Below are 20517 nucleotides of genomic sequence, written 5' to 3' on the forward strand. Positions count from 1 at the left end.
GAGGTCGTCGCTTCGAGCGGGGTGGGGGAGCCCGAACACAAACCGCCTTCGTACTAAAGACCTGGGACATCGAACTGCGTCCCCTTCGCGGGCGGACGGTGGATGAGGGCGGCATGGAGATCGACCCGGCTCGCGCCCGGCGACACCGCGGCAGGCTCTGGCCGAGGCCGCAGGTGCTCACGTATGGTCCTGACGACTTCGAGGTCGCTCGGGTGGGCAACTGGCACGAAGCGCTCGCGAACTGGGTGGACCAGCCGTCCTTCGCCGCTCGCCAGTCGCGGCACGGTCACGCGCTGAACGAATGCCCCGCGCTCGACACCGGCTTCGAGGACATCGCTGATGCGTTCGTCGATGCGGCGGAAGAGCGTCTGGAAGCCACCGAGCATCCGCGGCTCGATCACGGTTCCGGATGGCAACGCCTTCATTCGGCTGACCGCGTTCGCGGCTTCTGCGGTGGCGCCGGCGCCGTTGCCGAGTCTTCCCCCGACGTTGCGGAGCTCGCGCTGGATCCGTGAGTACGTCGCGGTGCGGGCTCGCCATTGCTCGGCCAGTGGGGGATCGACCCGTTCGGCGTAAGGAATGAGCTGTGAGGTGAGCAGGCGCTGAGAGTCGACGATTAGGCGCAAGTTGATGGCGTTGGGAAGCGACTTCAGCCGGACCAGGAGGTTGTGCTCGGCCTGGAGCACTCCGAGGACTCCCGGCTTGGCCGGTCCGCGGATCGGCTTGGTCCGTGGGCGCCAGCCGGTCTGGTCGACGCTGTAGTCGGGCTGCCCGAGGCTGACGTCGAGCGCAGTAGCGAGTGCGGCCCACCCGAGTCGATCGCAGCCGGCGAGCGACTCCCAGTCGGGCGTGTTCCGGTACCGACGATCGAGCACGACCAGTGCTTGGCTGATCGCCGCGACGTCGCCTGCGATTGTTCGCGCTTGGGCTCCCGTGAGTTGAACGGATACGTCGGGCGCGGTGTCGTGCTCGGCGAGGGCTGCGGCCCTTGCTGCCAGGCGCCAGTGCTCGACCACGTCGTTCAAGCTCGGCGTCGCGAGTGCCGTACTGGACGCGGCCGTCGTCGCTGCCTGATCGCGAGCGAGCTCGAGAGCTCGGACCAGTTCGCTCACTGCCGCGCCATGATCGCTCGTCGCGCGGAAGGGATCCGCCGGCTTCAGCGGGATGTTCGGGAACGTCAGCGGCTGTGCGACACGGATGGCTTGCACGCACCAGGTGAGGAGCGTGCGACGGTAGCGCAGGATCTGTTGTCCGACCTCAGCCCGCTCGGTCGGCGAGTCTGCGGCGAGCCGGTGCATCACCCGGTGCTGGCGCAGGAGCGCCGCCAACTCCGTGCGCATCTGGGCACCGTTCTCGCCGTACATCAGCCGATGTCCAGATCGTGTGCGTCGACGATCATCGCCAGGATCAGCTCGACCGACAGGGCGTCGACTCCGTAGTTCTCGAGCTCCTCTACGGCGCTGCTCGCGACGGTGAGCAGGATGTCGCGATCGTCGGTGAGGTCGTCTGTGTCGAGTGCGGGGCAGTCGTCGCCGTGTACGCGGTCCAGTTCGAGCAGCACCCGCTCGTACGCGGACGACGCCTCAATGGTCAGAGCTTGGTCGGCGAGGGCGGCGACGTACGACCTGGCTTGCGCGAGGGTCTGTGCGTGGGGGAGAAGCATGTTCCCTCCTTCCGGGGTCGGGAATCGACCGTGTGCCGTTGATCGCTTTCAGGCGCCTGGCGGCGCGAATGCTGTGGACGAAGGTGGGCGTGACTTGGCCATGGGCCGGATCCGGATCACCCAATGAGTTGCTGATTCGCGATCGCCTCGATCCGGCGACGGCGCAGGACGTCTTCGCGTACGAAGTCGGCGAAGTCCTTCTTGCGGTCGCGGATCTCGATCTCGCCGCCGGAGTCGGCCGGGAGCTCGCCCGGCCAGGTGGTCTGCCTAGTCGGGCGGTCGCGGTCGAGCCGAGTACCACAGATCGACACCCAGTCCCGCAGCCGGCCGCGAGCTTCCGCGAACTCCCGCATCCAGCTGATGGGTGCCGACGGCGACGCCGACTCGTGGTAGCAGCTGAGCCAGTGGCAGTGCAGCGCCGACAGCTCCCAGACGAGTTCGTCGTGGCGGTGCCAGTACGGCGGCACGATGTTCGGCGGGAGACCGAACGTGCTCTTGAGCCACTTGACCCACTCGTCCAGGTCGTGCCACTCGATCTCGGCCTGCTCCGCGTCCAGCAGGTTCCAGTTGATCGGAACCGGCGGTCGCTCCAGGAGCTCCGTCACGCTGCGGTAGCCGTCAGGGTCGTCGGGCTCGTCCGGGTACGGACTCATGGCGAGTCCGATCAGAGGCCAACGGCGGGCGGCTGTGGCACGGATGTCAGGGACCGGTCAGCAGCGTGCCGACCGCGCTGGACGACGTAGTCGGTCTTGCTGACGTTGTGACCGATCTTGCGGGCGACGAACTCCTCCTTGATGACGCTGCCCTCGCGGCCGTCCACCTCGTACTCGTGGACGTAGCCGCTGGCCACGAACGAGTCGCCCTTGCGGAAGCGTGCGTAGGTCTCGCGGGCGGTGCTCTCGAAGGCGACCATGTCGTGGAAGGTGGGGTCGAGCTTCGTGAAGCTGCCGTCGACTTCCTTGCGCCACTGCTCGATGCCGACGCGCATGCGACAGCATTCGGCGCCGGCCTTGGTGAAGTGCAGTTCGGGTGCGGAGGCGATGAACCCGACCAGGCTCATCTGCGTGGGCATCGACATCCTGACTCCTGCATTCGGGCGGCGTCCGGTTGGCGCCGCTTCAGGAATTAAGGTGCGTGTGGGCGACCAAAGGGTCGCAGTGCACCATGAAGCGCCCCAGGTTTGATGCCGCATCCTTTTGAGTTGGAAGGATGCGAACCATGCCGAAGAAGATCGATCCCGCAGTCAAGGAGCGGTGCGTGCGGCAGGTGCTGGAGCACCTGCCGGAGTACCCGTCGCTGACCGCGGCCGCCGAGTCCGTCGCACGCCGCGAAGGCCTCGGGAAGGAGACCGTGCGCCGGTGGGTCGTCCAGGCCCAGATCGACGGCGGCCAGCGCCAGGGCGCAACCAGCGAGGAGCTCGCTGAGATCAAGGAGCTCAAAGCCAAGGTCCGTCGGCTCGAGGAAGACAACGAGATCCTCCGCCGGGCCTCAATTTTCTTCGCGGGGGAACTCGACCCCCGCAATCGCTGATCGTCGCGTTCATCGACGAGCTGCGGGCCGAGGGCCACGCGGTCGAGTCGATCTGCCGGGTCCTGCGCGAGCAGGGCTGCCAGATCGCCGCGCGGACCTACCGCGACTGGGCACAAGCCAACTGCCTTGTCGCAGCCCGGACGATCACCGACGCTCAGGTCACCAACCAGGTCCGTGACCTGGCCTGGACCGTCGACCACGAAGGGGTGCGCCGGATGACACCCGAGGGGCTCTACGGGCGTCGGAAGATGACCGCGCTGGTGCAGCGCACGTCGCCCGAGGCATCGCCCGGCAGCGTGGACCGGGCGATGAGAACCCTGTCCCTGCAAGGGGTTCGGCGTTCGAAGGGGATCCGGACCACGATCCCGGCCAAGGACGGCAAGCGAGCCGGTGACCTGCTGGATCGCGACTTCACCGCCGAAGCGCCGAACAGGACCTGGGTCATGGACTTCACCTACGTGAGAACCTGGGCCGGGTTCGTCTACGTCGCGTTCATCCTCGACGTGTTCGCCCAGAAGATCGTCGCCTGGAACGTCGCGCCCACCAAGGCCGTCGAGTTGGTCGACGTCCCGCTGCGAATGGCGTTGTGGCAACGCGACCGCGAGGGCCACCCGATCGTGCCCGGCGAACTGATCGGCCACGCCGACGCCGGATCGCAAGGCGAAATCAACCGGTCGTCGCAACACCTTGATTTCGGAGGTGTTCGAGGATGGCGACGAAGGACTGGAGCAAGAAGACCAGCGATGCGCCGGAGGGGCTTCGTCGGCAGTGGCGTGCTGATCGGGCGCTGAGGCCGGCGATGCGCTCGCCCGGGCGACCGGACCCGTCGCGGGTGGTGCAGCGACAGTTCTGGCGGCAGATCGCCACGGGCGTCACGACGGTGGAGGCGTCGATGGCCGTGGGCGTGTCGTGGCCGGTCGGTGCTCGCTGGTTTCGCCACGCTGGCGGCATGCCGCCGATCTCGCTGGCCGAGCCCACCGGCCGCCACCTGACCTTCGAGGAACGCGAGGAGATCGCGATCCTGCGCGCCAAGGACAAGGGCGTGCGCGAGATAGCCCGTGCGATCGGGCGTGACCCGGGGACCGTCTCACGCGAACTTCGTCGCAATGCAGCGACTCGTGGCGGCAAGCAGGAGTACCGCGCTGGCGTAGCGCAGTGGAAGGCACAGCAGGCGGCGAAGCGTCCCAAGACCGCGAAGCTCGTGACCAACGAGCGGTTGCGTGAGTACGTGCAGGATCGGCTCGCCGGCAACGTCCGCCGTCCCGACGGCACGATCGTGCCGGGTCCGACACCGCCGCCGTGGAAGGGCCTGAACAAGCCGCATCGCCGGGACAGGCGGTGGTCGACGGCTTGGAGCCCGGAGCAGATCGCCCAGCGCCTGAAGGTCGAGTTCCCCGATGATGAGTCCATGCGCATCAGCCACGAGGCGATCTACCAGTCGCTGTTCATCGAGGGCCGCGGTGCGCTCAAGCGCGAACTGGTCACCTGTCTGCGCACCGGGCGTGCGCTGCGGGAGCCGCGGGCCCGGTCACGGAACAAGGCACAGGGGCACGTGACCGCCGATGTCGTTCTCAGCGAGCGCCCCGCTGAGGCAGACGACCGGGCCGTCCCTGGCCACTGGGAGGGCGATCTGATCATCGGCACGGGTCGGTCTGCGATCGGCACCCTCGTCGAGCGCAGCAGTCGCTCAACGCTCCTGGTCCATCTGCCGCGACTGGAGGGCTGGGGTGAGAAGCCGTACGTCAAGAACGGGCCATCACTCGGTGGCTACGGGGCCGTCGCGATGAACACCGCGCTGACCGCGTCGATGACCAAGCTGCCCGAGCAGCTGCGCAAGACCCTGACGTGGGACCGTGGCAAGGAACTCTCGGGCCACGCGTTGTTCGCGGTGGCGACCGGCACGAAGGTGTTCTTCGCCGACCCGCACTCGCCGTGGCAGCGACCGAGCAACGAGAACACCAACGGCCTGTTGCGCCAATACTTCCCCAAGGGCACCGACCTGTCGCGCTGGTCCGCCGAGGACCTGGAGGCCGTCGCCTATGCGCTCAACAACCGGCCCCGCAAGGTCCTCGGGTGGAAGACACCCGCTGAGGTCTTCGAGGAGCAACTACGCTCCCTTCAACAACCCGGTGTTGCATCGACCAGTTGAACTCGCCCAATACACCTCGATCACCTTCACCGAACACCTCGCCGAGGAAGGCATCCGGCCCTCGATCGGGACGGTTGCCGATGCCTATGACAACGCCCTGATGGAGTGCGTGATCGGGCTCTACAAGACCGAGTGCATCCGCACCACGGTCTTCCACGCCGGCCCCTACCGGACCATCGGCGACGTCGAGTACGCCACCGCCGGCTGGGTCGACTGGTACAACAACAGGCGCCTGCACGGCTCGCTTGGGATGATGACCCCAGTGGAGTTCGAGCAGGCCCACTACGCGACTCTCAACCGAGAGCCGCAACCCGCATAGGAGCGGCACAGAACCTGAGGCGCTTCAAAGCCGCTATCCACGCCAACGACGCCGTTATGTCGTCAGTGTCTTGCTGTTCTCGGCGCATATCGATCTCGCCCCGGACGACTCGTGCAAGAACGCGTCGGCTCGCTGAGCCTGCCTCGATAGACTCGTATGCGTGACGGCACCTCTGGCAGACCGCTTCGGCCGCGTGGCCGCGGACCTGCGTGTGTCCCTGACCGATCGGTGCAACCTGCGTTGCAACTACTGCATGCCGGCTGAGGGCCTCGACTGGCTGCCGACAGAGCAGACTCTGACCGACGACGAGATCGTCCGGTTGATCACCATCGGTGTGGAGATGCTCGGCATCCGCGAGGTTCGGTTCACGGGGGGCGAGCCGCTGCTGCGACGAGGGCTGGTCGACATCGTGGCACGTACCCACGCGCTTGGGGTGGAAACCTCGCTTACCACCAACGCACTCGGCCTGGCCCGCACTGCGCAGGCGCTCGCCGACGCCCGGCTCGATCGAATCAACGCCAGCATCGATACCGTCCGCCCGGACACCTTTGCCACCATCACCCGCCGCGACCGACTCCACGACGTAGTGGCCGGGCTCGAAGCAGCCAAGTCCGCCGGTTTGGGTCCCATCAAGCTCAACGCCGTCCTGCTGCGAGGCACCAACGATGACCAAGCCCCCGAGCTGCTGCGCTGGAGCATCGAACACGGCTACGAGCTTCGCTTCATCGAGCAGATGCCCCTCGACGCGCAGCACGACTGGAGCCGCGCCGAGATGGTCACCGCCGACGAGATCTTCGACGCGCTCTCCACCGAATTCAGCCTGACCCCGCACGGCGAGCCGCGCGGGAGCGCCCCCGCGGAGCTTTTCGACGTCGGCGGGGGACCAGCCACCGTCGGCATCATCGCCTCGGTCACCCGTCCTTTTTGCGGAGACTGCGATCGTGTGCGCCTCACCGCCGACGGGCAGGTGCGCAACTGCCTTTTCGCCCGCGAGGAGTCCGACCTCCGCACGGCGCTGCGCTCCGGCGCCACGGACCAGGAGATCGCCGAGCGCTGGGTCATTGCGATGCTCGGCAAGCGCGCGGGCCACGGGATCGACGACATGACGTTCTTGCAGCCCGACCGCCCGATGTCCGCGATCGGCGGGTAGCGGCAACCAATCGGGCGCGGCGGGAGCCGCGCAAGCGTCGACAGGTAAGGGCCGCGTTGGACTGTCAAGACAGGGAGTGGCTGTGCTTTGCAGGTGATGTGTTCTGGCCTCCAGTTGCGCAGATCAACGGGATCTCCGAGGTGACCGACACAGGGTTCAAACGCAGAGGGCTTTCCGGCACCAGGTGATCCGTGCAGGAGGGCGCGGTCCAACGGGAAGCGGAGCATTTTACGGGGCGATCAAAGTCCGACGCGGTGCCCCCGTCGCGAGATGAGGGCACCGCCTGCGCTTTCGGTCCCCGGAGTGCCTACTCCACAGTGAACCCACCGAGTCGAACTTCCGTACGGCGGGGCTCGACTCTCGATTTGCTACTAAGTCTGAGAAGAGCGCTCCGTGGTTGTGGCCCCCACCCGGCCGGCGGTGGTGCGATCATCGGAGGTCGCCGAACGGTCCTAGCTTGGTACCCCGCACGCATGGCAGCCGCCAGTGCGAACGACGATGCAGGAGCCGGCGGCGTTCGACGGTCGAGGATCTGAGCATCCGCCCCGGCCGATGACGTGATGAGAGGCGGCAGACTCCGGGATCAGTAACCAGTCGCACCCGTCCAGGTTGCGCGAGAACGCCTCGGTGTCGCGAGCGGCACGACCCGACGGCGCCGATCTCCGCTCCGCGCGAGGAGAGCGGTAGTGCCAGACGCGTCGAGGGTGCTGTCGGACGACGGACTTCAACGCGAGGACGTTCGGGTGACGGCTCGATCAAGAGCGGGCAGTTCGTCGCCGCCGTGTCCGAGCGCGATCGCCCGGCTGAACAGCTCGACCACTGACCGGGGCACCCTGTCGTCAATGCCCGCGTCTCTGCTCGCTCTAACGACGTGTTCCAACGCACTTCGATGCACCTCAAGCGTGCAGTCGGTGCCGCTGAAGTCGTCGTTCTCCACCCTGGTCGCCGAATCCCGCGCAGTCAGTTCGATGAAGTCAACCATCCACCGGAGCTGTGAGCTGAGAGTTTCGACGGGCAACTGCTCCGCCCGGCAGAGGGCCAAGGATTGGTGGAAGGCAGCCGAGGCGCCGTACCAGAATCCGAGCCACGCGAGGTCGAGCGTCGCTGCATCCGTGACGTTCTTGCCGACCAAGACGTTCACGCCTGCGAGAGGGGCGAGTGTGTGCTGCCACCGTCCGAACGTCTCCGGGTCCCCTGAGTAGAGAATCGACGAGTGGTCGGTCCCGATGGAGTTCGGGTACGCAACGATCTTGGCCTCGAGGTATGCGACACCGGTTCGTACTGCCCAAGACGCAGTGCTTCGCGCTTCGTCTGGAGTGCCTGTGCTCATCTGGACCAGCGTCTTTCCACTCAGTGCGTCGTCCATCCCGGGGGCTTTGAGGAGTTCGTCCGTGACCGTGTAGTTGCTCAGGACCGAGAGGACGAGGTCGGCGCCTCGGCAGGCCTCGTCGGCGGAACTGGCCACCGATGCGGAGCTCTTGAAAGCCTCGGTTCTCGCGGAGGTACGGTTCCACACCGTGGTGTCATGGCCGGCCTCGGCGAGTACGCGAGCGATCTCAGTCCCCATCTGACCTAGGCCGAGCACAGCCACTCTGGAACGGTGCGTTGGTCTCATCACGTCAACTGCTCCCTTGTTCGGCAATTGGCTCCGTCCCGGCTGGGGGAGACATGTGGTTTGCAGAAATGTCCAGCAGCTCTCCCCGCCGTGCTGCTACGACATCCGCAGAAGTCCGACGCCAGGTTCACCGTTTCCGTACGGCCGCAACCGGCCATTGAATGGAAGCGGCCACGTTCGTGTTCGGTAGCACGAGTCGGAGCACCGACGGTGGGCGGATCTGTGGCTCCGATTCCGACGGACGAAGCGACCATCCCCGGGTACGCCCCCGTGTTCTGTCCAGCGATGACCGGCCAATTCGTCGCCCGCCGATCGCGGACCCGCAACGACGACGGCGCCGTGCTCAGTCGCCTCGAGCGAACGCTTGCGCGTGTCGGCGGCGCTCGGCAGAACGCGTTCGGATGCCTCGACGGAGGACCAGTGTCGGTAGTGCGTCAAGCAACCGACGTCGGTTCTGCGGATTGGGGCAAAGGATGCGCACGCCTATCAAGGCAATGTCGTTCCCCACCCCAAGGAGGAACGATGTCCCAGGTCGAAGACGTGAGCACCCAGGTGATGACGAGCAGCTGGAACCTCCGCCCAAACCGTCGGGGCCGCCCGGTCCACCGGTGCCTGATCCCGACGACCATGACGACTATGACGACTGACCGTTGCCGATCGCACGAGGCGTGTCGCGCATGAGCGTCGTAGGCACGACGAGAGGGCAAACCATGAGTCAGATCCTGGTTATCGGCGCGCGAGGCAAGACCGGGCGACACGTGGCGTCCGGGCTCGTCTCGCGTGGGGTGTCAGTCAAGGCAGCCTCACGCAATCCAGAAGAGGTTTCCGGCGGGCATGGCGTCCCGACTAGGTTCGACTGGCACGACAGCTCGACCTGGAGGTCAGCTCTCGCCGGTATCGATGCCGTGTACCTTGTGAAGCCCGAGTCCGAAGACGTTGTCGAGATCGTGACTGAGTTCCTGCACGCGATGGGGGACGCCGGCGTGCGACGGCTCGTCCTGCTTTCCGAGTGCGCGACCCACACTCGCTCTGAAGACGCAACGGAACGCCGGGTCGAGCTGGCTGTGGAGGCCACGGATCTCGAGTGGACGATTCTCCGTCCGAGCTGGTTCATGCAGGACATCATCGCGGAAGACTTCTTCGGGCCGATGATCCGCGATGGCGGCATCATCGTGATGACCACCGGCGGTTCGGCGACGGCCTGGATCGATGTTCGCGACATCGCTGAGGTAGCTGTCGAACTCCTGATCGGCGGCGGTTCCATTGGCCAGGCGGTCGACCTGACCGGCCCGGAAGCACTCACGTTGAACGAGCTCGCCGAACGCATTACCGCCGCGGCCGGCACGCCCGTGCTCGGCGTCGAGGAAACCGTGGCCGAAGCCGAGAGTCGTATGCGCCGTGACGGGTTCGACGAGGACACCATCGCGTACCTAACCCGGATCGTCGAGAGCATCATCGAAGGACACACCGCGAACGTCACCGGTGATGTCGAACGGATAACCGGGCACCCACCTCGCCACTTCGACTCCTTTCTGGTTGACCATGCCCGAGACCTTCGTCGTACTGGTGACCTCGACGCCGACAACACGCGACCAGACGCCGCCGCCGACAACGAGGCCCTCTTCAGGCGGCTAGTTGCGGCGTGGGCCAGCAGTGACTTCGACACGCTGCTCGACTGCTTCGCAGACGACATGGTCTATACGGACATGCCCTTCCCCGACGCCCCGGTCCAGGGTAAAACCGCCTTCAAGCGCCACGTGACCGACTACAACGCCCTGTTCGCCCGCGGACAGGTAGACACTGAATTGGTGACAGTCGTAGCGACCGACACGCATGTCGTCGGCGAGCTGTCGTGTCGCGCGAGCTACGTAGGCCCCGGCGCTCCGGCGGAAGGGGTCCCGGTCCATTGGTACGCCACATTGGTCGACACCATCGACGACGGGAAGGTTGTCTCGGAGCACGCGTACTTCGACCCCACAGCCTTCGACAAGGCTATCCAACGCGTCTCTACTTAAACCCTGCGCTCTCCTCGGGCGGGTTCGGTCCGAACCGGGCGACGCCTCGGCGCGGCGGCAACAGCAATTGTCAGATGACCGACATCGAAGACCCTGACTTAGCCGTGTCCGTGAAGGACGCGGCGACCAACTGATCGTACGTTGGCGAAATGCCGATGGCCCCCCGCCATGCACCACTGTTCGAACCGATCCGCGTCGGACCGAAGATCTTCCGCAACCGATTCTACGTAGCGCCCCACTGTTCCGGCCTGGGGGTCGAGTTCCCAGGCGCACAGGCATACCTGCGCGGGATGCGGGCAGAAGGTGGATGGGCCGCCGTCAACACCGAATACTGCGCGGTCGATGCCGAAAGCGACGATTCGCCGTGGGTCCAGGCCCGGCTCCTCGATGAACGTGACGAAGCCAACTTGCGACTCATGGTCGAGCGCGTCCACGAGTTCGACGCCTGGCCGGTGTCCAACTGGTGTACATGGGTGCCGACCACACCGGTTACGTGACGCGGCTGCCCGCCGGTGGACCCTCTCAGATAGCGAGCGCTATGTCAGCCCACTCTTGCTACGCGATGGCCAAGTCCGACATCCGCCGCATACAGAAGTCGTACGTCGATGCGGCGGTTCGTGCTCGAGACGTCGGATTCGACCTGATTCAGGTTGCCGCACGGGAAGGGTTCTCCCTCCCGCTCCAGTTCCTATGGCGCTACTGGAACCATCGCACCGACGAGTACGGCGGCTCGCTCGAGAACAGGACGCGATTCTGGAGAGAGACGCTCGAGCAAGTGCGCGAAGCGGTCGGCGACGACTGCGCCATCGTGGCTGGGTTCTGTCTGGACTCCTTCAATGACACGGCGGAGAGGGCGTTCAAGGTGGGCGACGACGGGGTGGGTGTAGTCGAGATGCTCGATGACATCGTCGACCTCTGGGACATGCAAGTCGGTCACTTGGAGGACGACGTCAGCTCCTCGCGGTTCTTCGAACCTTTCTGGCAGCGCGACTACATCGAGCAGGTCCGGCGTTACGCCAAGAAACCCATCGCCGCCGTCGGACGGTTCACAGATCCCGAGCTGATGGCCCGAGCTGTGGGTGAAGGGGTCATCGACATCATCGGTGCGGCTCGCCCGGCGATCTCCGACCCGTTCATCCCCAACAAGATCCGCGCCGGTCGAGCCGAAGACATCCGCGAATGCATCGGCTGCAACGTGTGCGTCTCGCGCTTCAACAATGGCGGCGGTCGCATCGTTTGCACACAGAACGCCACCGTCGGCGAGGAGTACCGCCGCGGCTGGCATCCCGAGAAATTCAACCCTTCAGACCGTGCGAGCGATCCCGTTCTCATCATCGGCGCCGGCCCTGCCGGAATGGAATGTGCGCGCGTACTCGGTGAGCGCGGTTTCGAAGCAGTCCACCTGGCGGAAGCCGAGTCGGAGGTCGGCGGCCACGTCAACTGGCTGTCACAGCTCCCCGGCATGCGCACGTGGCGACGAGTGGTCGAGTACAGGGAAGCGCAGTTGGCGAAGTTGTCGAACGTCACGGTGCTCACGGGTAGGCGTTTCGACGTGGAAGATGTCCTGGACTACGGTGCCTCGACGGTCGTCATTGCCACGGGCGCGAATTGGGACGGTACGGGGACCAGCCCGATGACACACACGCCCGTCCCAGGTGCCGACGCTCACCAAGGGATGGTCTTCACGCCAGAAGACGTCATGGTTGAGAAGCGCACGGTCGACGGTAGTCGAGTCCTGGTCTACGACTGTGACGGCTACTTCATGGGGTCGAGTCTGGCGCAGAAGCTCGCCATCGAGGGGAAGGAAGTCACGCTGGTCACCCCCACCGACCAGATCGGTTCCTACCTGTTTCACACCGACGAAGGAGGGCACGTGATGCATGCGTTGCTCGAGCTAGGTGTGGAACTCGTCACCAGCCACGCGCTCACGAGGATCGAGCCGGGAAGGGTCACTGGACACAACGTCTACCACGAAGCCATAGAGACGAGCTGGACGGTCGACGCGGTCGTGCTCGTGACACAGCGCCGGTCCCGCAATGACCTGTACGAGCAACTGACGACTGACCCGGAACGTCTGAGCGCTGCCGAGATCACTCACGTGCTCCGCATCGGAGACTGCGTAGAGCCTCGCGTCATCGCTGAAGCAGTGTTCGACGGTCACCGGCTCGGCCGGGAGATAGACACCTCAGACCCTGCCACGCCGCTGCCGTTCATCCGAGAGCAGCGCATTTTGGGCTGGCGGGAGGAGGACTACGACGGTGTCCTTCGGCACGTGCTGCCGCTCACGCCGGTGTCGAGGACGACTCGAGCATGATGGGCGAGCACGACACAGCTGGACTCCGCTACGTACCAGACCTGATGGTCGCCGCGGACCACTTCACGTGGCTGGCAGCTCCTACTCTCCGTCCCGAAACTCGCCCGAGCGCCCGCGAAGTAGCCGACCGCTGGCCGTCTCTGTGTATAGGACCGGCCAAGTCGATGCCTCGAATCTCGGGTTCCAGGAACCGCCAGCAGCGGCAAGACGCGGTCCTGTCAAGGTCGTGGTTGCCAGAGGCCCGACGACAGGACATGGAGAACTCGGGATGACGTTATCGCTGGAGACTGGCCGGCAGATCGTCCGGCTCGTTCACGAAACAGCAGACCGCCTTCAACTGCGCCCGCTCAGATCGTCGTGCTCGATAGCGGCGGCCACCTCATAGTGGCGGAGAGATCGGACGCTTCGCCCATCGGTCGATTCGAGATTGCCCGGGGTAAGGCCTACGGCGCCCTGGCGCTGGGCATGAATTCGCGCGCCATCATGGAGCGAAGCGAAGTGCAGCCGCAGTTCGTGGCATCGGCGACCGCGGCGCTGGACGGGCGCGTCATCCCCGTACCGGGTGGCGTCCTGTTGGACGACCGCAATGGGCGGCTCGTCGGCGCTGTGGGGGTATCAGGCGACACGTCCGACAACGACGAATCCGTAGCGATGGAGGCTATCGCTGCAGTGGGCTTCATACCCCGCGGCGCGGGGACGTGACACGTCCGATGTCCCTGCCTACTGGATGGGGATACCAGCGTCGACAGGGACGTCCGCGCGCATCGCGCTGAGGGTTCGCTCGCGGTAGCGAAAATCCTCTCGGGCGCTTTGGGCGACGGGAGACGATCTCTTGACGCCGCGGACAGTAGCCAATGCATGTGGGGGGAGGGGGGTAGGAATCAACCTCCCTTGGTCACGCACGAACAAGCGCACGCCGCCGTGACCTCACTTGACGAACTGCAACGACTCGCGCCTGTACGGCAGCGGCACCGAGGGATCGGTTGACTCGAACTCACGTGCCAAGCGATGACCATCGAACATCGCCTCGGCCAGCGGGCGCGGAGACTGCGCATCTCCGATGCAAAGAACGGCCTCGATTTCCGACTCGTGAAGCGTGTTGCGTTCGCTGACGAGTTGGCGATACACGTCGTCGACTGGTGCCCGCATCGTCACGAGCACGAGAGCGTCCGTCTCAAGTAAGAACGGCTCCTCGAATTCATCCGCCCCTCGGAGCAGCCCGTCGCCGACCTCCGTCAATGACACGTTCCGGTACATGGCGACCCCGCTGGTGTGAAGAGACCTACGAACCGCCGGCCCGTCCAGCGTCAGGTCCCCTTCCGCTGTCACCTGAGCGTGCGGCGTCACGACGGAGACTTTGTAGCCTTCGTCGGCAAGGAGTTGAGAGAGACCCGACCCCATATAACTGCCCTCAGCGTCGTAGACGGTCACGCGACAACCCGAGACGGGTCGGTCGCCGCGGGCGAGCAACTGGTCAGGCGTGAACACCCATTCCAGGCCGTCGACTCCTGGCAGCGGCGTGTGTGTGCCTGGCGCGAGCCCGGTGTCCAACCATCGTGCGCCCGTCGCGACAACTACGTGGGATGCCCCGTATTCGAGGATCTCGGCGGCGCTTAAGGTGGTCGAGGCGATGAGCTGCAAGTTCGGCAGCTTGTCGATCTGGATCTTACGGTGATCGATGAAGCGTCCCCACTCTCGAAGTCCCGGTAGGTCGACTACTTGACGGAGGTGGCCGCCAACCTGGTCGGCAGAGTCGACGAGGTGCACCATGTCGGCACCTCGCCTCGCCAGGCCGATTGCTGCTTCCAAACCTGCCGGGCCTGCGCCGACGACCAAGACGCTGACGTCTGGGCGTTCGAGAGGTTCGAAGCGCTCCGGGTGCCAGCCACGCCTGTACTCCTCGCCGGCGGTGGCGTTCTGAGCACACGCCATGTTGCCCCGATCGAGACTACTGATGCAGTGATTGATACCCATGCATTCCCTGATGTCCTCGATGCGACCCTCATAGACCTTCTGGGGGAAGAAGGGATCCGCGATCGACTGGCGAGCAGATCCGATGAGGTCGATAACTCCAGAGCGCACTACCTCGGCCATCAGGTCAGGACTCGTCCATCGCGATACCCCGACGATGGGCTTCTGAGTGGCGCTCCGAACGCGTGTGAAGAGCTCTACGTTGTGCCCCTCGGGGATGACCCTCGACGGGCTGATGTCGCTACCCCAATCCAGGACGGACCCAACATTGAGATCCCACAAGTCGACCAGTGGATCAGCCATCCGGACCAACTCCACGCTCTCGTCCAGCGTGTGACCCCACGGACCCTGCGTCTGGATCGACATGCGACTCGCGACCGCGCAGTCGGCACCTACGGCGTCACGGACTCGGCCGAGGGTCTCGATCCAGAACCTGGCCCTGTTCTCCAACGACCCGCCATACTTGTCGGTGCGGTGGTTGTGGAATGCGGACAGGAACTGCGCGAAGAGATATCCATATCCCGCGAGCACGTCCACGATGTCGTAGCCCACGTCGCGTGCACGCACCGCCGCGTCAACAAAGGACTGCTCGACGCGCTCAATGTCCTCGAGGGTCATGACTTTCGGAGTCCCAAGTGGTCCGGCGGGCGGTGGCAATTCGCCGGCGAGGCCGGACGGCGACAGCGCAGGCTCTCGGGACAGCCTTCGCATAGCGTGAGCGCCGCCATGATGCAGTTCGATGCTCGCGAGCGCACCGTGTTCATGGACGGCGTCGACCATAGCTTTGTGCCGTCGTCCGTCTTCCCCGTCCCAGATGTCACTGGAGTGCAGGGGGGACTCGTCGCTGCTGGGCCCCACGCTGGAGAACTCTGTCGACACCGCTGCCCAGCCGCCTTCAGCGCGAACAGCGCGGTATGAGGCCCACGTGGACGGACGAAGTACCCCGTAGGCGGTGCCGTGGGCCACGTTGAAGAAGCGGTTTCGAAGGGTCTTCGAGCCGATTGAGATGGGTTCGAATAGGACCCTGTGATGAGCAGCCGGGGGCACGCGATTCAACCTTTCGTCGGGTGGCAGGGGTGTGAGAGCGCCGGGGGCGTCTTCTAGTACGTGGGGATGTCAGTGAGAGGTGTGACGTCGCCGGGCTGAGCGATACATAGAGTGGACCGCATGCGTGTCGCGGCGACGTCTAGCGCCCGACGCAGGACGGGATTGCGGACTTCCTCGCCACGGGGCGATGCTAGTTAACGTTCTGCCGGTCGGCTTTGTGACAGTTGGCGAAGGAAATTGGCAATTTCCACGGATTGGCCCAATTCGAGACTGAAGGCACAGCTTCCGGCTGATGACTGGGCGACGGGCCGGTACGAACCGGTATGCAAAGTTACCCGTATGCAAGACTGGCAACGTGAAGCCTGTCGAGGTCTGCGAGGGCTAGGGTTAGTTGACCCACTCCTCGGTGCCGTCGCCGAACTGTTGATGTTTCCAGATCGGGACTTCTGACTTGAGTGTGTCGATGAGATGCGTGATGCCTCGAAGGCGTTTCCGCGATGAGCAGAGACCGTCGCGATGACCACTGCGATGTCTCCGATTGCCAGTTGTGCCTACCCGGTGACAAGCTGCAACGCCGTGAACCTCGTGCCTATCGCTGACCTCCTCGCACACGCGGACCAACTGCTCTAGAGCGTTCGGATGAGCGGAGTACTCGAGCCTGTCCACTGAACGACCGCCATCGCGATCGCGCACACGACCCAGGAACGGAAGGAGTCCGCCCGACGCATCGTCGTCGAGTGAACGACGAACCTCGTCTACGCTCAACGGCGTATTCCCGAATGTCGACGAGACGGACTGTCGGCGGCCACGAGAAGCTGCCCGGAGACGGCCACGAAGCTGCCCGGTGGCGGACATGAGTTCTGCCCGCTGACGGTCATGGGATCTGCCCGACACGACGTTGTCTGCCTTGCCGCGGTCCGCGGTTGAGGCCCCTTCCTCGGGTGCGATGAGCGGTGCTGATGCGCCCTATTGCTCCCGAGGAAGGGATGAGTTGAAGTCTGCCGAGGAGATCATGAAAATCTTGGATGCCTACGACCTGACAGGGTCGTTGCGTGATGCCGGGGAGCTGGCCGGCTGCTCCCACCACACCGTCAAGCGCTACGTCGTGCGGCGTGCTGGTGCCGGTGAGCTGGACAAGGCGGCCGTGCGGCCGCAGCTGATCGATGAGTACCTGCCCAAGGTCGAGGAGTGGGTCGAGCGGTCCAAGGGCAAGGTCCGCGCCGACAAGGCCCACGAGAAGCTCGTGGCGCTGGGCTACACCGGTTCGGAGCGCACCACCCGCCGTGCGGTCGCGAAGGTCAAGGCTGCCTACCGCGCGGGACATGTGCGGGTCCACCGGCCGTGGGTCACCGAGCCGGGGATGTGGCTGCAGTACGACTACGGCGACGGTCCGGTCGTCGACGGGGTGAAGACCGTGCTGTTCGTCGCGTGGTTGGCGTGGTCGCGGTTCCGGGTGGTGATCGCGCTGCGTGACAAGACGATGCCGTCGGTGTTCGCCGCTCTGGACCAGACGTTCCGGCGTCTGGGTGGGGTGCCGACCTATGTGCTGACCGACAACGAGAAGACCGTCACGGTCGAGCACATCGCCGGGATCCCGGTCCGCAACTCACAGCTCGTCGGGTTCGCCGAGCACTACTCGGTGGTCGTGCATACCTGTGTTCCCGCGGACCCGGCGTCCAAGGGCGGCACCGAGTCGTCGGTGAAGATCAGCAAGGCCGATCTGGTCCCCAAGGACACCAACCTGCGAGAAGAGTACGGCTCGTTCGCCGAGCTCGAGGCAGCCTGCGAGGAGTTCTGTCACAAGGTCAACACCCGCGACCATCGGATCACGAAGCGGCCGCCGATCGAGATGCTCGCCGAGGAACGGACCCGGCTGCACCCGGTGGCGATGACGCCGCACACGGTGGCGTTCGGTACCACCCGGGTGGTGCCGGCGAACACGCCGATGGTGATGTTCGAGTCCGGCCAGTACTCGGTCCCGCACGCCCTGCTGGGCGCCACGGTGTGGGTGCGGGTGCATGGCCGCGGGGGCGACGAGCAGGTCGTCATCGTCCACGTCGGCCAGGACGGTCCGGTCGAGGTTGCCCGCCACCACCGGGCCACCCCCGGCACACCACGGATCAACGATGACCACTTCCCGCCGCAACCAGCGGGGCCGCTGGATCGCCGACCACGCGCGAAGAACCCGGCGGAGTCGGAGTTCCTCGACCTGGGCGAGGGTGCCCGGCTGTGGCTGATCGAGGCCGCTGCGGCGGGCACCGGTCGGATGCGGGTCAAGATGTCCGAAGCGCTCGCGCTGGCCAAGTTGTTCGACCCCGTCGAGGTCGACTGGGCACTCGGCCATGCCGCGGTCCACGGCCGGTTCGCCGAGGCCGACCTGGCCTCGATCCTGGACCATCACGCCCGCCGACCCGCAGGCGGTGAGCACCGCGCCAGCGAGGACTCCTCGTTGACCCAGGGCACCAGCGCGTGGTCGCGACTGGGCCAGCAGGTCGGCCAGCAGGTCGGCCAGCAGGTCGAGGCCGACAGCGAGGTGACCCGATGACCGCCAGGACAGCGCAAGCGCCGCCGCTGCCAGCGGACTTGGAGGAGTTGCTGCGCCGGCTGCGGCTGCCTCACATCCGTCGTCACGCCCCCGAGGTCGTTGCGACCGCGAAGGCCCAACGCTGGGAACCGGCCGAGGTCCTCAAGGCCCTGTTCGCCGAGGAGGTCGCCGGCCGGGAACGATCCGCCTTGGCCACCAGGCGTGCCGCGGCGGGGTTCCCGACGGGGAAGACCTTCGACGCCTGGCAGCCCGAGGCCTCCTCGATCCCGGCGCCGACCCAGCAGGCGCTCCGGACCCTGGAATGGGTCCACCGGCGGGAGAACCTCGTGGTGTGCGGGCCGTCGGGCACCGGGAAGACGTTCCTGCTGGAGGCACTCGGACAACATGCCGTCGAGCAAGGGTTGAAGGTCGCCTGGTTCACCCTGGAGGACCTCGGGGTGCTGCTACGCCGCCACCGTGCCGACGACACCGTCACCAAGGCCATCGCCCGGGTCCTGCGAGCAGACGTCGTGGTGGTCGATGACATCGGCCTCTTGCCGGTGGCCGCCGACGCAGCCGAGGGGCTCTACCGGCTCGTCGACGCCGCGTATGAGAAGCGCTCGGTCGCGATCAGCTCGAACCTGCACCCATCCGGGTTTGACGAGCTGATGCCCAAGACGCTGGCCACGGCCACCGTCGACAGACTGCTTCACCACGCTCACGTCTGCCAGACCAGCGGGGACTCCGTGCGGCTCACCCAAGCGCTCGCCGGCCAGGGGGTGAGCCCGTTGAGCTGAGCACCTGGTCGGTGGTGGCCGCCAGCCCCCTTGGGCAGATCCCATGGCCACCACTGGGCAGTTCTCGTGGCCGTCAGCGGGCAGGTTTCACGTCCGCCACTGGGCAGTTCCTACTGGCCCTTGACAACGGACAGCAGGATGGGTTATGCAGAGAAGTTAGTGGCTCCACGACCGGTTGCCCGTAAGGCACCCATGCCTAGATATGGTGTCCCCGAAATGACTGGAGACGAGGCAGCGACTCGGGACGGAAATGGTGCGCCGTCACGTCGAAACCCGCCAGGAAAGCCCTCGCTCGTTCTACGAGGTTGTTGGGGAACCGGGTGTTTCTGCCCAACAACACTGTCCCGTCGTTACGTGGGTCGCTGTCTTGTCTCATCCCAGGTCGGCTTGCGCCTCCGTGCTGTCCTCGGACTCGCGCACCGCGTGCACCGGCAAGCATCGCTTCTTCGCCGACCGGTTCAAGTCGTAAGCCATTCATAGCTCAATTGGACGAGGTGCCACACAACTTCCAGTTCATGACGATCCCGAGGACCGAACACAAGGAGGGCATCCTGCACAGGATGCGGGACACCCCATCTGGCGCCGACCACCTGCTCCATCACTTGAGCCGGGACCGAGAGGTGAAGGCTCCCATCATGAGGAGGATGCAAGTGCGCGAACTCGCGCCCACGCTGGAATCTCTCGGGCCGCGCTGAACCGATCCCTCCCGCAACGTGGAGAGCCCGTGCGTGCGACACCGAAACCAACGTCGGGGCCATGTAGGTATAGGGGAGCGAACGCATGCGGGACCACAGCTCTTCCTGAACCATGACGGGAGCGATCTGTGACCATTGACTGTGCGCGGCTGGACCGACTATCTCGGGGATAGGGCCCGCGCGGTGTGGCAGTGTGGCGAAGGGGTGAGTCATCGCACCCGACCGGACAGGGAAGACACCACCCCGGCAGCGGCGTGGTGTCCGCTGCGGATCGCCCCTTCCATCAGGCCAGTGTAATCCGGATCTGCGTACTCGCCGGCGAAGAACACCGCGCCTACTGGGCGCCGCATCGCCTCGACGTCGGTCGGGGTGGCGTCGGCCCCGAGTGCTGAGTAGGCCCCGCCGGACAAAGGATCATCAGACCACGTGCTCAGGACGGCGCGGGCCCCCGGTGCGAACTCAAGGTCGTGACGTAGGTGGCGCACCGCTTCTGTCCACCCAGACTGAAGCCCATCCGGACCGTACGCACCGAGAGCTCCAGCGCTGCCCATGAAGCAATTGAGTATCGGCGGGACACGACCGTCGGCCTCGTTTTCAAGCGTCGTCGACAAGATTGCGCTGTCCAACTCCAAAACGACCGCGCACGGACATGACCGCCGAGGTCCCGGGTTCCTCGCTGAGCGGGACGTGGAGCTTGGCTGCATGTCCTTGGACCATATGGTCCAGGG

At 65.5% G+C, this 20517-nt stretch carries 17 protein-coding genes, 2 pseudogenes and 1 other annotated feature; of the genes and pseudogenes, 10 read left to right on the forward strand and 9 right to left on the reverse strand.

Annotation, left to right across the window (positions count from 1 at the left end):
* Nucleotides 1–53: 53 nt before the first annotated feature.
* The 4 genes from NOCA_RS04300 to NOCA_RS04315 form a co-directional block, all read right to left on the reverse strand.
* The gene (locus tag NOCA_RS04300; RefSeq protein ID WP_011754059.1) at nucleotides 54–1364 is read right to left on the reverse strand and encodes a hypothetical protein; all 1311 of its coding nucleotides are present in this window, start codon (nucleotides 1362–1364) and stop codon (nucleotides 54–56) included.
* Nucleotides 1364–1663 (reverse strand): hypothetical protein, encoded by a 300-nt coding sequence (locus NOCA_RS04305; protein ID WP_011754060.1) that lies wholly within the window; start codon nucleotides 1661–1663, stop codon nucleotides 1364–1366. The genes NOCA_RS04300 and NOCA_RS04305 overlap by 1 nt, the downstream gene beginning before the upstream one ends.
* 116 nt (nucleotides 1664–1779) lie before the next feature.
* Nucleotides 1780–2316, reverse strand: coding sequence for a hypothetical protein (locus NOCA_RS04310; RefSeq protein ID WP_011754061.1), 537 nt, complete (start codon nucleotides 2314–2316; stop codon nucleotides 1780–1782).
* A gap of 11 nt (nucleotides 2317–2327) precedes the next feature.
* On the reverse strand, nucleotides 2328–2741 hold the full coding sequence (locus tag NOCA_RS04315; protein WP_011754062.1) for a single-stranded DNA-binding protein: 414 nt from the start codon (nucleotides 2739–2741) through the stop codon (nucleotides 2328–2330).
* Between the two features lie 140 nt (nucleotides 2742–2881).
* Here NOCA_RS04315 and NOCA_RS28130 point away from each other — a divergent pair.
* From NOCA_RS28130 to moaA, 4 genes and pseudogenes are all read left to right on the forward strand, one after another.
* A pseudogene (locus NOCA_RS28130) lies at nucleotides 2882–3855 on the forward strand (IS3 family transposase); the annotation flags it as partial.
* Nucleotides 3151–3285, forward strand: a sequence feature (AL1L pseudoknot). (Overlaps the previous pseudogene by 135 nt.)
* Nucleotides 3856–3902: 47 nt before the next feature.
* The gene (locus tag NOCA_RS04330; RefSeq protein WP_011753564.1) at nucleotides 3903–5342 is read left to right on the forward strand and encodes an IS30 family transposase; all 1440 of its coding nucleotides are present in this window, start codon (nucleotides 3903–3905) and stop codon (nucleotides 5340–5342) included.
* 4 nt (nucleotides 5343–5346) lie between these two features.
* Nucleotides 5347–5661: pseudogene (locus tag NOCA_RS04335) on the forward strand (transposase); the annotation flags it as partial.
* Between the two features lie 160 nt (nucleotides 5662–5821).
* Nucleotides 5822–6811 carry a GTP 3',8-cyclase MoaA gene (gene moaA / locus NOCA_RS04340; RefSeq protein WP_011754064.1) on the forward strand — a complete coding sequence of 330 codons (990 nt, stop codon included), beginning with the start codon at nucleotides 5822–5824 and terminating at the stop codon, nucleotides 6809–6811.
* Between the two features lie 724 nt (nucleotides 6812–7535).
* On the opposite strand, the gene NOCA_RS04345 is transcribed toward moaA, so the two are convergent.
* The gene (locus tag NOCA_RS04345) at nucleotides 7536–8426 is read right to left on the reverse strand and encodes an NAD(P)-dependent oxidoreductase (protein ID WP_011754065.1); all 891 of its coding nucleotides are present in this window, start codon (nucleotides 8424–8426) and stop codon (nucleotides 7536–7538) included.
* A gap of 710 nt (nucleotides 8427–9136) precedes the next feature.
* On the opposite strand from NOCA_RS04345, the gene NOCA_RS25435 reads away from it, so the two are divergent.
* From NOCA_RS25435 to NOCA_RS04360, 4 genes are all read left to right on the forward strand, one after another.
* A complete protein-coding gene (locus NOCA_RS25435) occupies nucleotides 9137–10441 on the forward strand; it encodes an NAD(P)H-binding protein (protein WP_011754066.1) in 1305 nt (434 codons plus the stop codon).
* Nucleotides 10442–10590: 149 nt separating this feature from the next.
* Complete coding sequence (locus NOCA_RS28395; RefSeq protein ID WP_197687806.1) at nucleotides 10591–10938, forward strand: oxidoreductase; 348 nt, start codon at nucleotides 10591–10593, stop codon at nucleotides 10936–10938.
* Nucleotides 10911–12755, forward strand: a complete 1845-nt coding sequence (locus tag NOCA_RS28400) for an oxidoreductase (protein WP_274378272.1) — start codon at nucleotides 10911–10913, stop codon at nucleotides 12753–12755. Before NOCA_RS28395 ends, NOCA_RS28400 begins: the two co-directional genes overlap by 28 nt.
* A 351-nt stretch (nucleotides 12756–13106) precedes the next feature.
* A complete protein-coding gene (locus NOCA_RS04360; RefSeq protein ID WP_083768057.1) occupies nucleotides 13107–13457 on the forward strand; it encodes a heme-binding protein in 351 nt (116 codons plus the stop codon).
* 225 nt (nucleotides 13458–13682) lie between these two features.
* On the opposite strand, the gene NOCA_RS04365 is transcribed toward NOCA_RS04360, so the two are convergent.
* Together NOCA_RS04365 and NOCA_RS26355 are read right to left on the reverse strand one after the other, a co-directional pair.
* On the reverse strand, nucleotides 13683–15773 hold the full coding sequence (locus NOCA_RS04365) for an oxidoreductase (RefSeq protein WP_041546163.1): 2091 nt from the start codon (nucleotides 15771–15773) through the stop codon (nucleotides 13683–13685).
* A 387-nt stretch (nucleotides 15774–16160) separates the two neighbouring features.
* The gene (locus NOCA_RS26355) at nucleotides 16161–16628 is read right to left on the reverse strand and encodes a molybdopterin synthase catalytic subunit (RefSeq protein ID WP_238383411.1); all 468 of its coding nucleotides are present in this window, start codon (nucleotides 16626–16628) and stop codon (nucleotides 16161–16163) included.
* Nucleotides 16629–16764: 136 nt separating this feature from the next.
* Between NOCA_RS26355 and istA the strand changes: the two genes are divergently transcribed.
* Both istA and istB read left to right on the forward strand, forming a co-directional pair.
* The gene (istA, locus tag NOCA_RS04370) at nucleotides 16765–18318 is read left to right on the forward strand and encodes an IS21 family transposase (RefSeq protein WP_011754069.1); all 1554 of its coding nucleotides are present in this window, start codon (nucleotides 16765–16767) and stop codon (nucleotides 18316–18318) included.
* Nucleotides 18315–19094 carry an IS21-like element helper ATPase IstB gene (istB, locus tag NOCA_RS04375; RefSeq protein WP_011754070.1) on the forward strand — a complete coding sequence of 260 codons (780 nt, stop codon included), beginning with the start codon at nucleotides 18315–18317 and terminating at the stop codon, nucleotides 19092–19094. The genes istA and istB overlap by 4 nt, the downstream gene beginning before the upstream one ends.
* Before the next feature lie 458 nt (nucleotides 19095–19552).
* Here the strand turns inward: istB and NOCA_RS28595 are convergent, their stop codons facing one another.
* Nucleotides 19553–20002: a luciferase domain-containing protein gene (locus NOCA_RS28595; RefSeq protein ID WP_443189692.1), complete on the reverse strand. Its 450-nt coding sequence runs from the start codon at nucleotides 20000–20002 to the stop codon at nucleotides 19553–19555.
* The gene (locus tag NOCA_RS28600; RefSeq protein WP_083768058.1) at nucleotides 19999–20493 is read right to left on the reverse strand and encodes an FAD-dependent oxidoreductase; all 495 of its coding nucleotides are present in this window, start codon (nucleotides 20491–20493) and stop codon (nucleotides 19999–20001) included. The genes NOCA_RS28595 and NOCA_RS28600 overlap by 4 nt, the downstream gene beginning before the upstream one ends.
* Nucleotides 20494–20517: the final 24 nt, after the last annotated feature.

The organism is Nocardioides sp. JS614, assembly GCF_000015265.1.
GTDB lineage: Bacteria > Actinomycetota > Actinomycetes > Propionibacteriales > Nocardioidaceae > Nocardioides.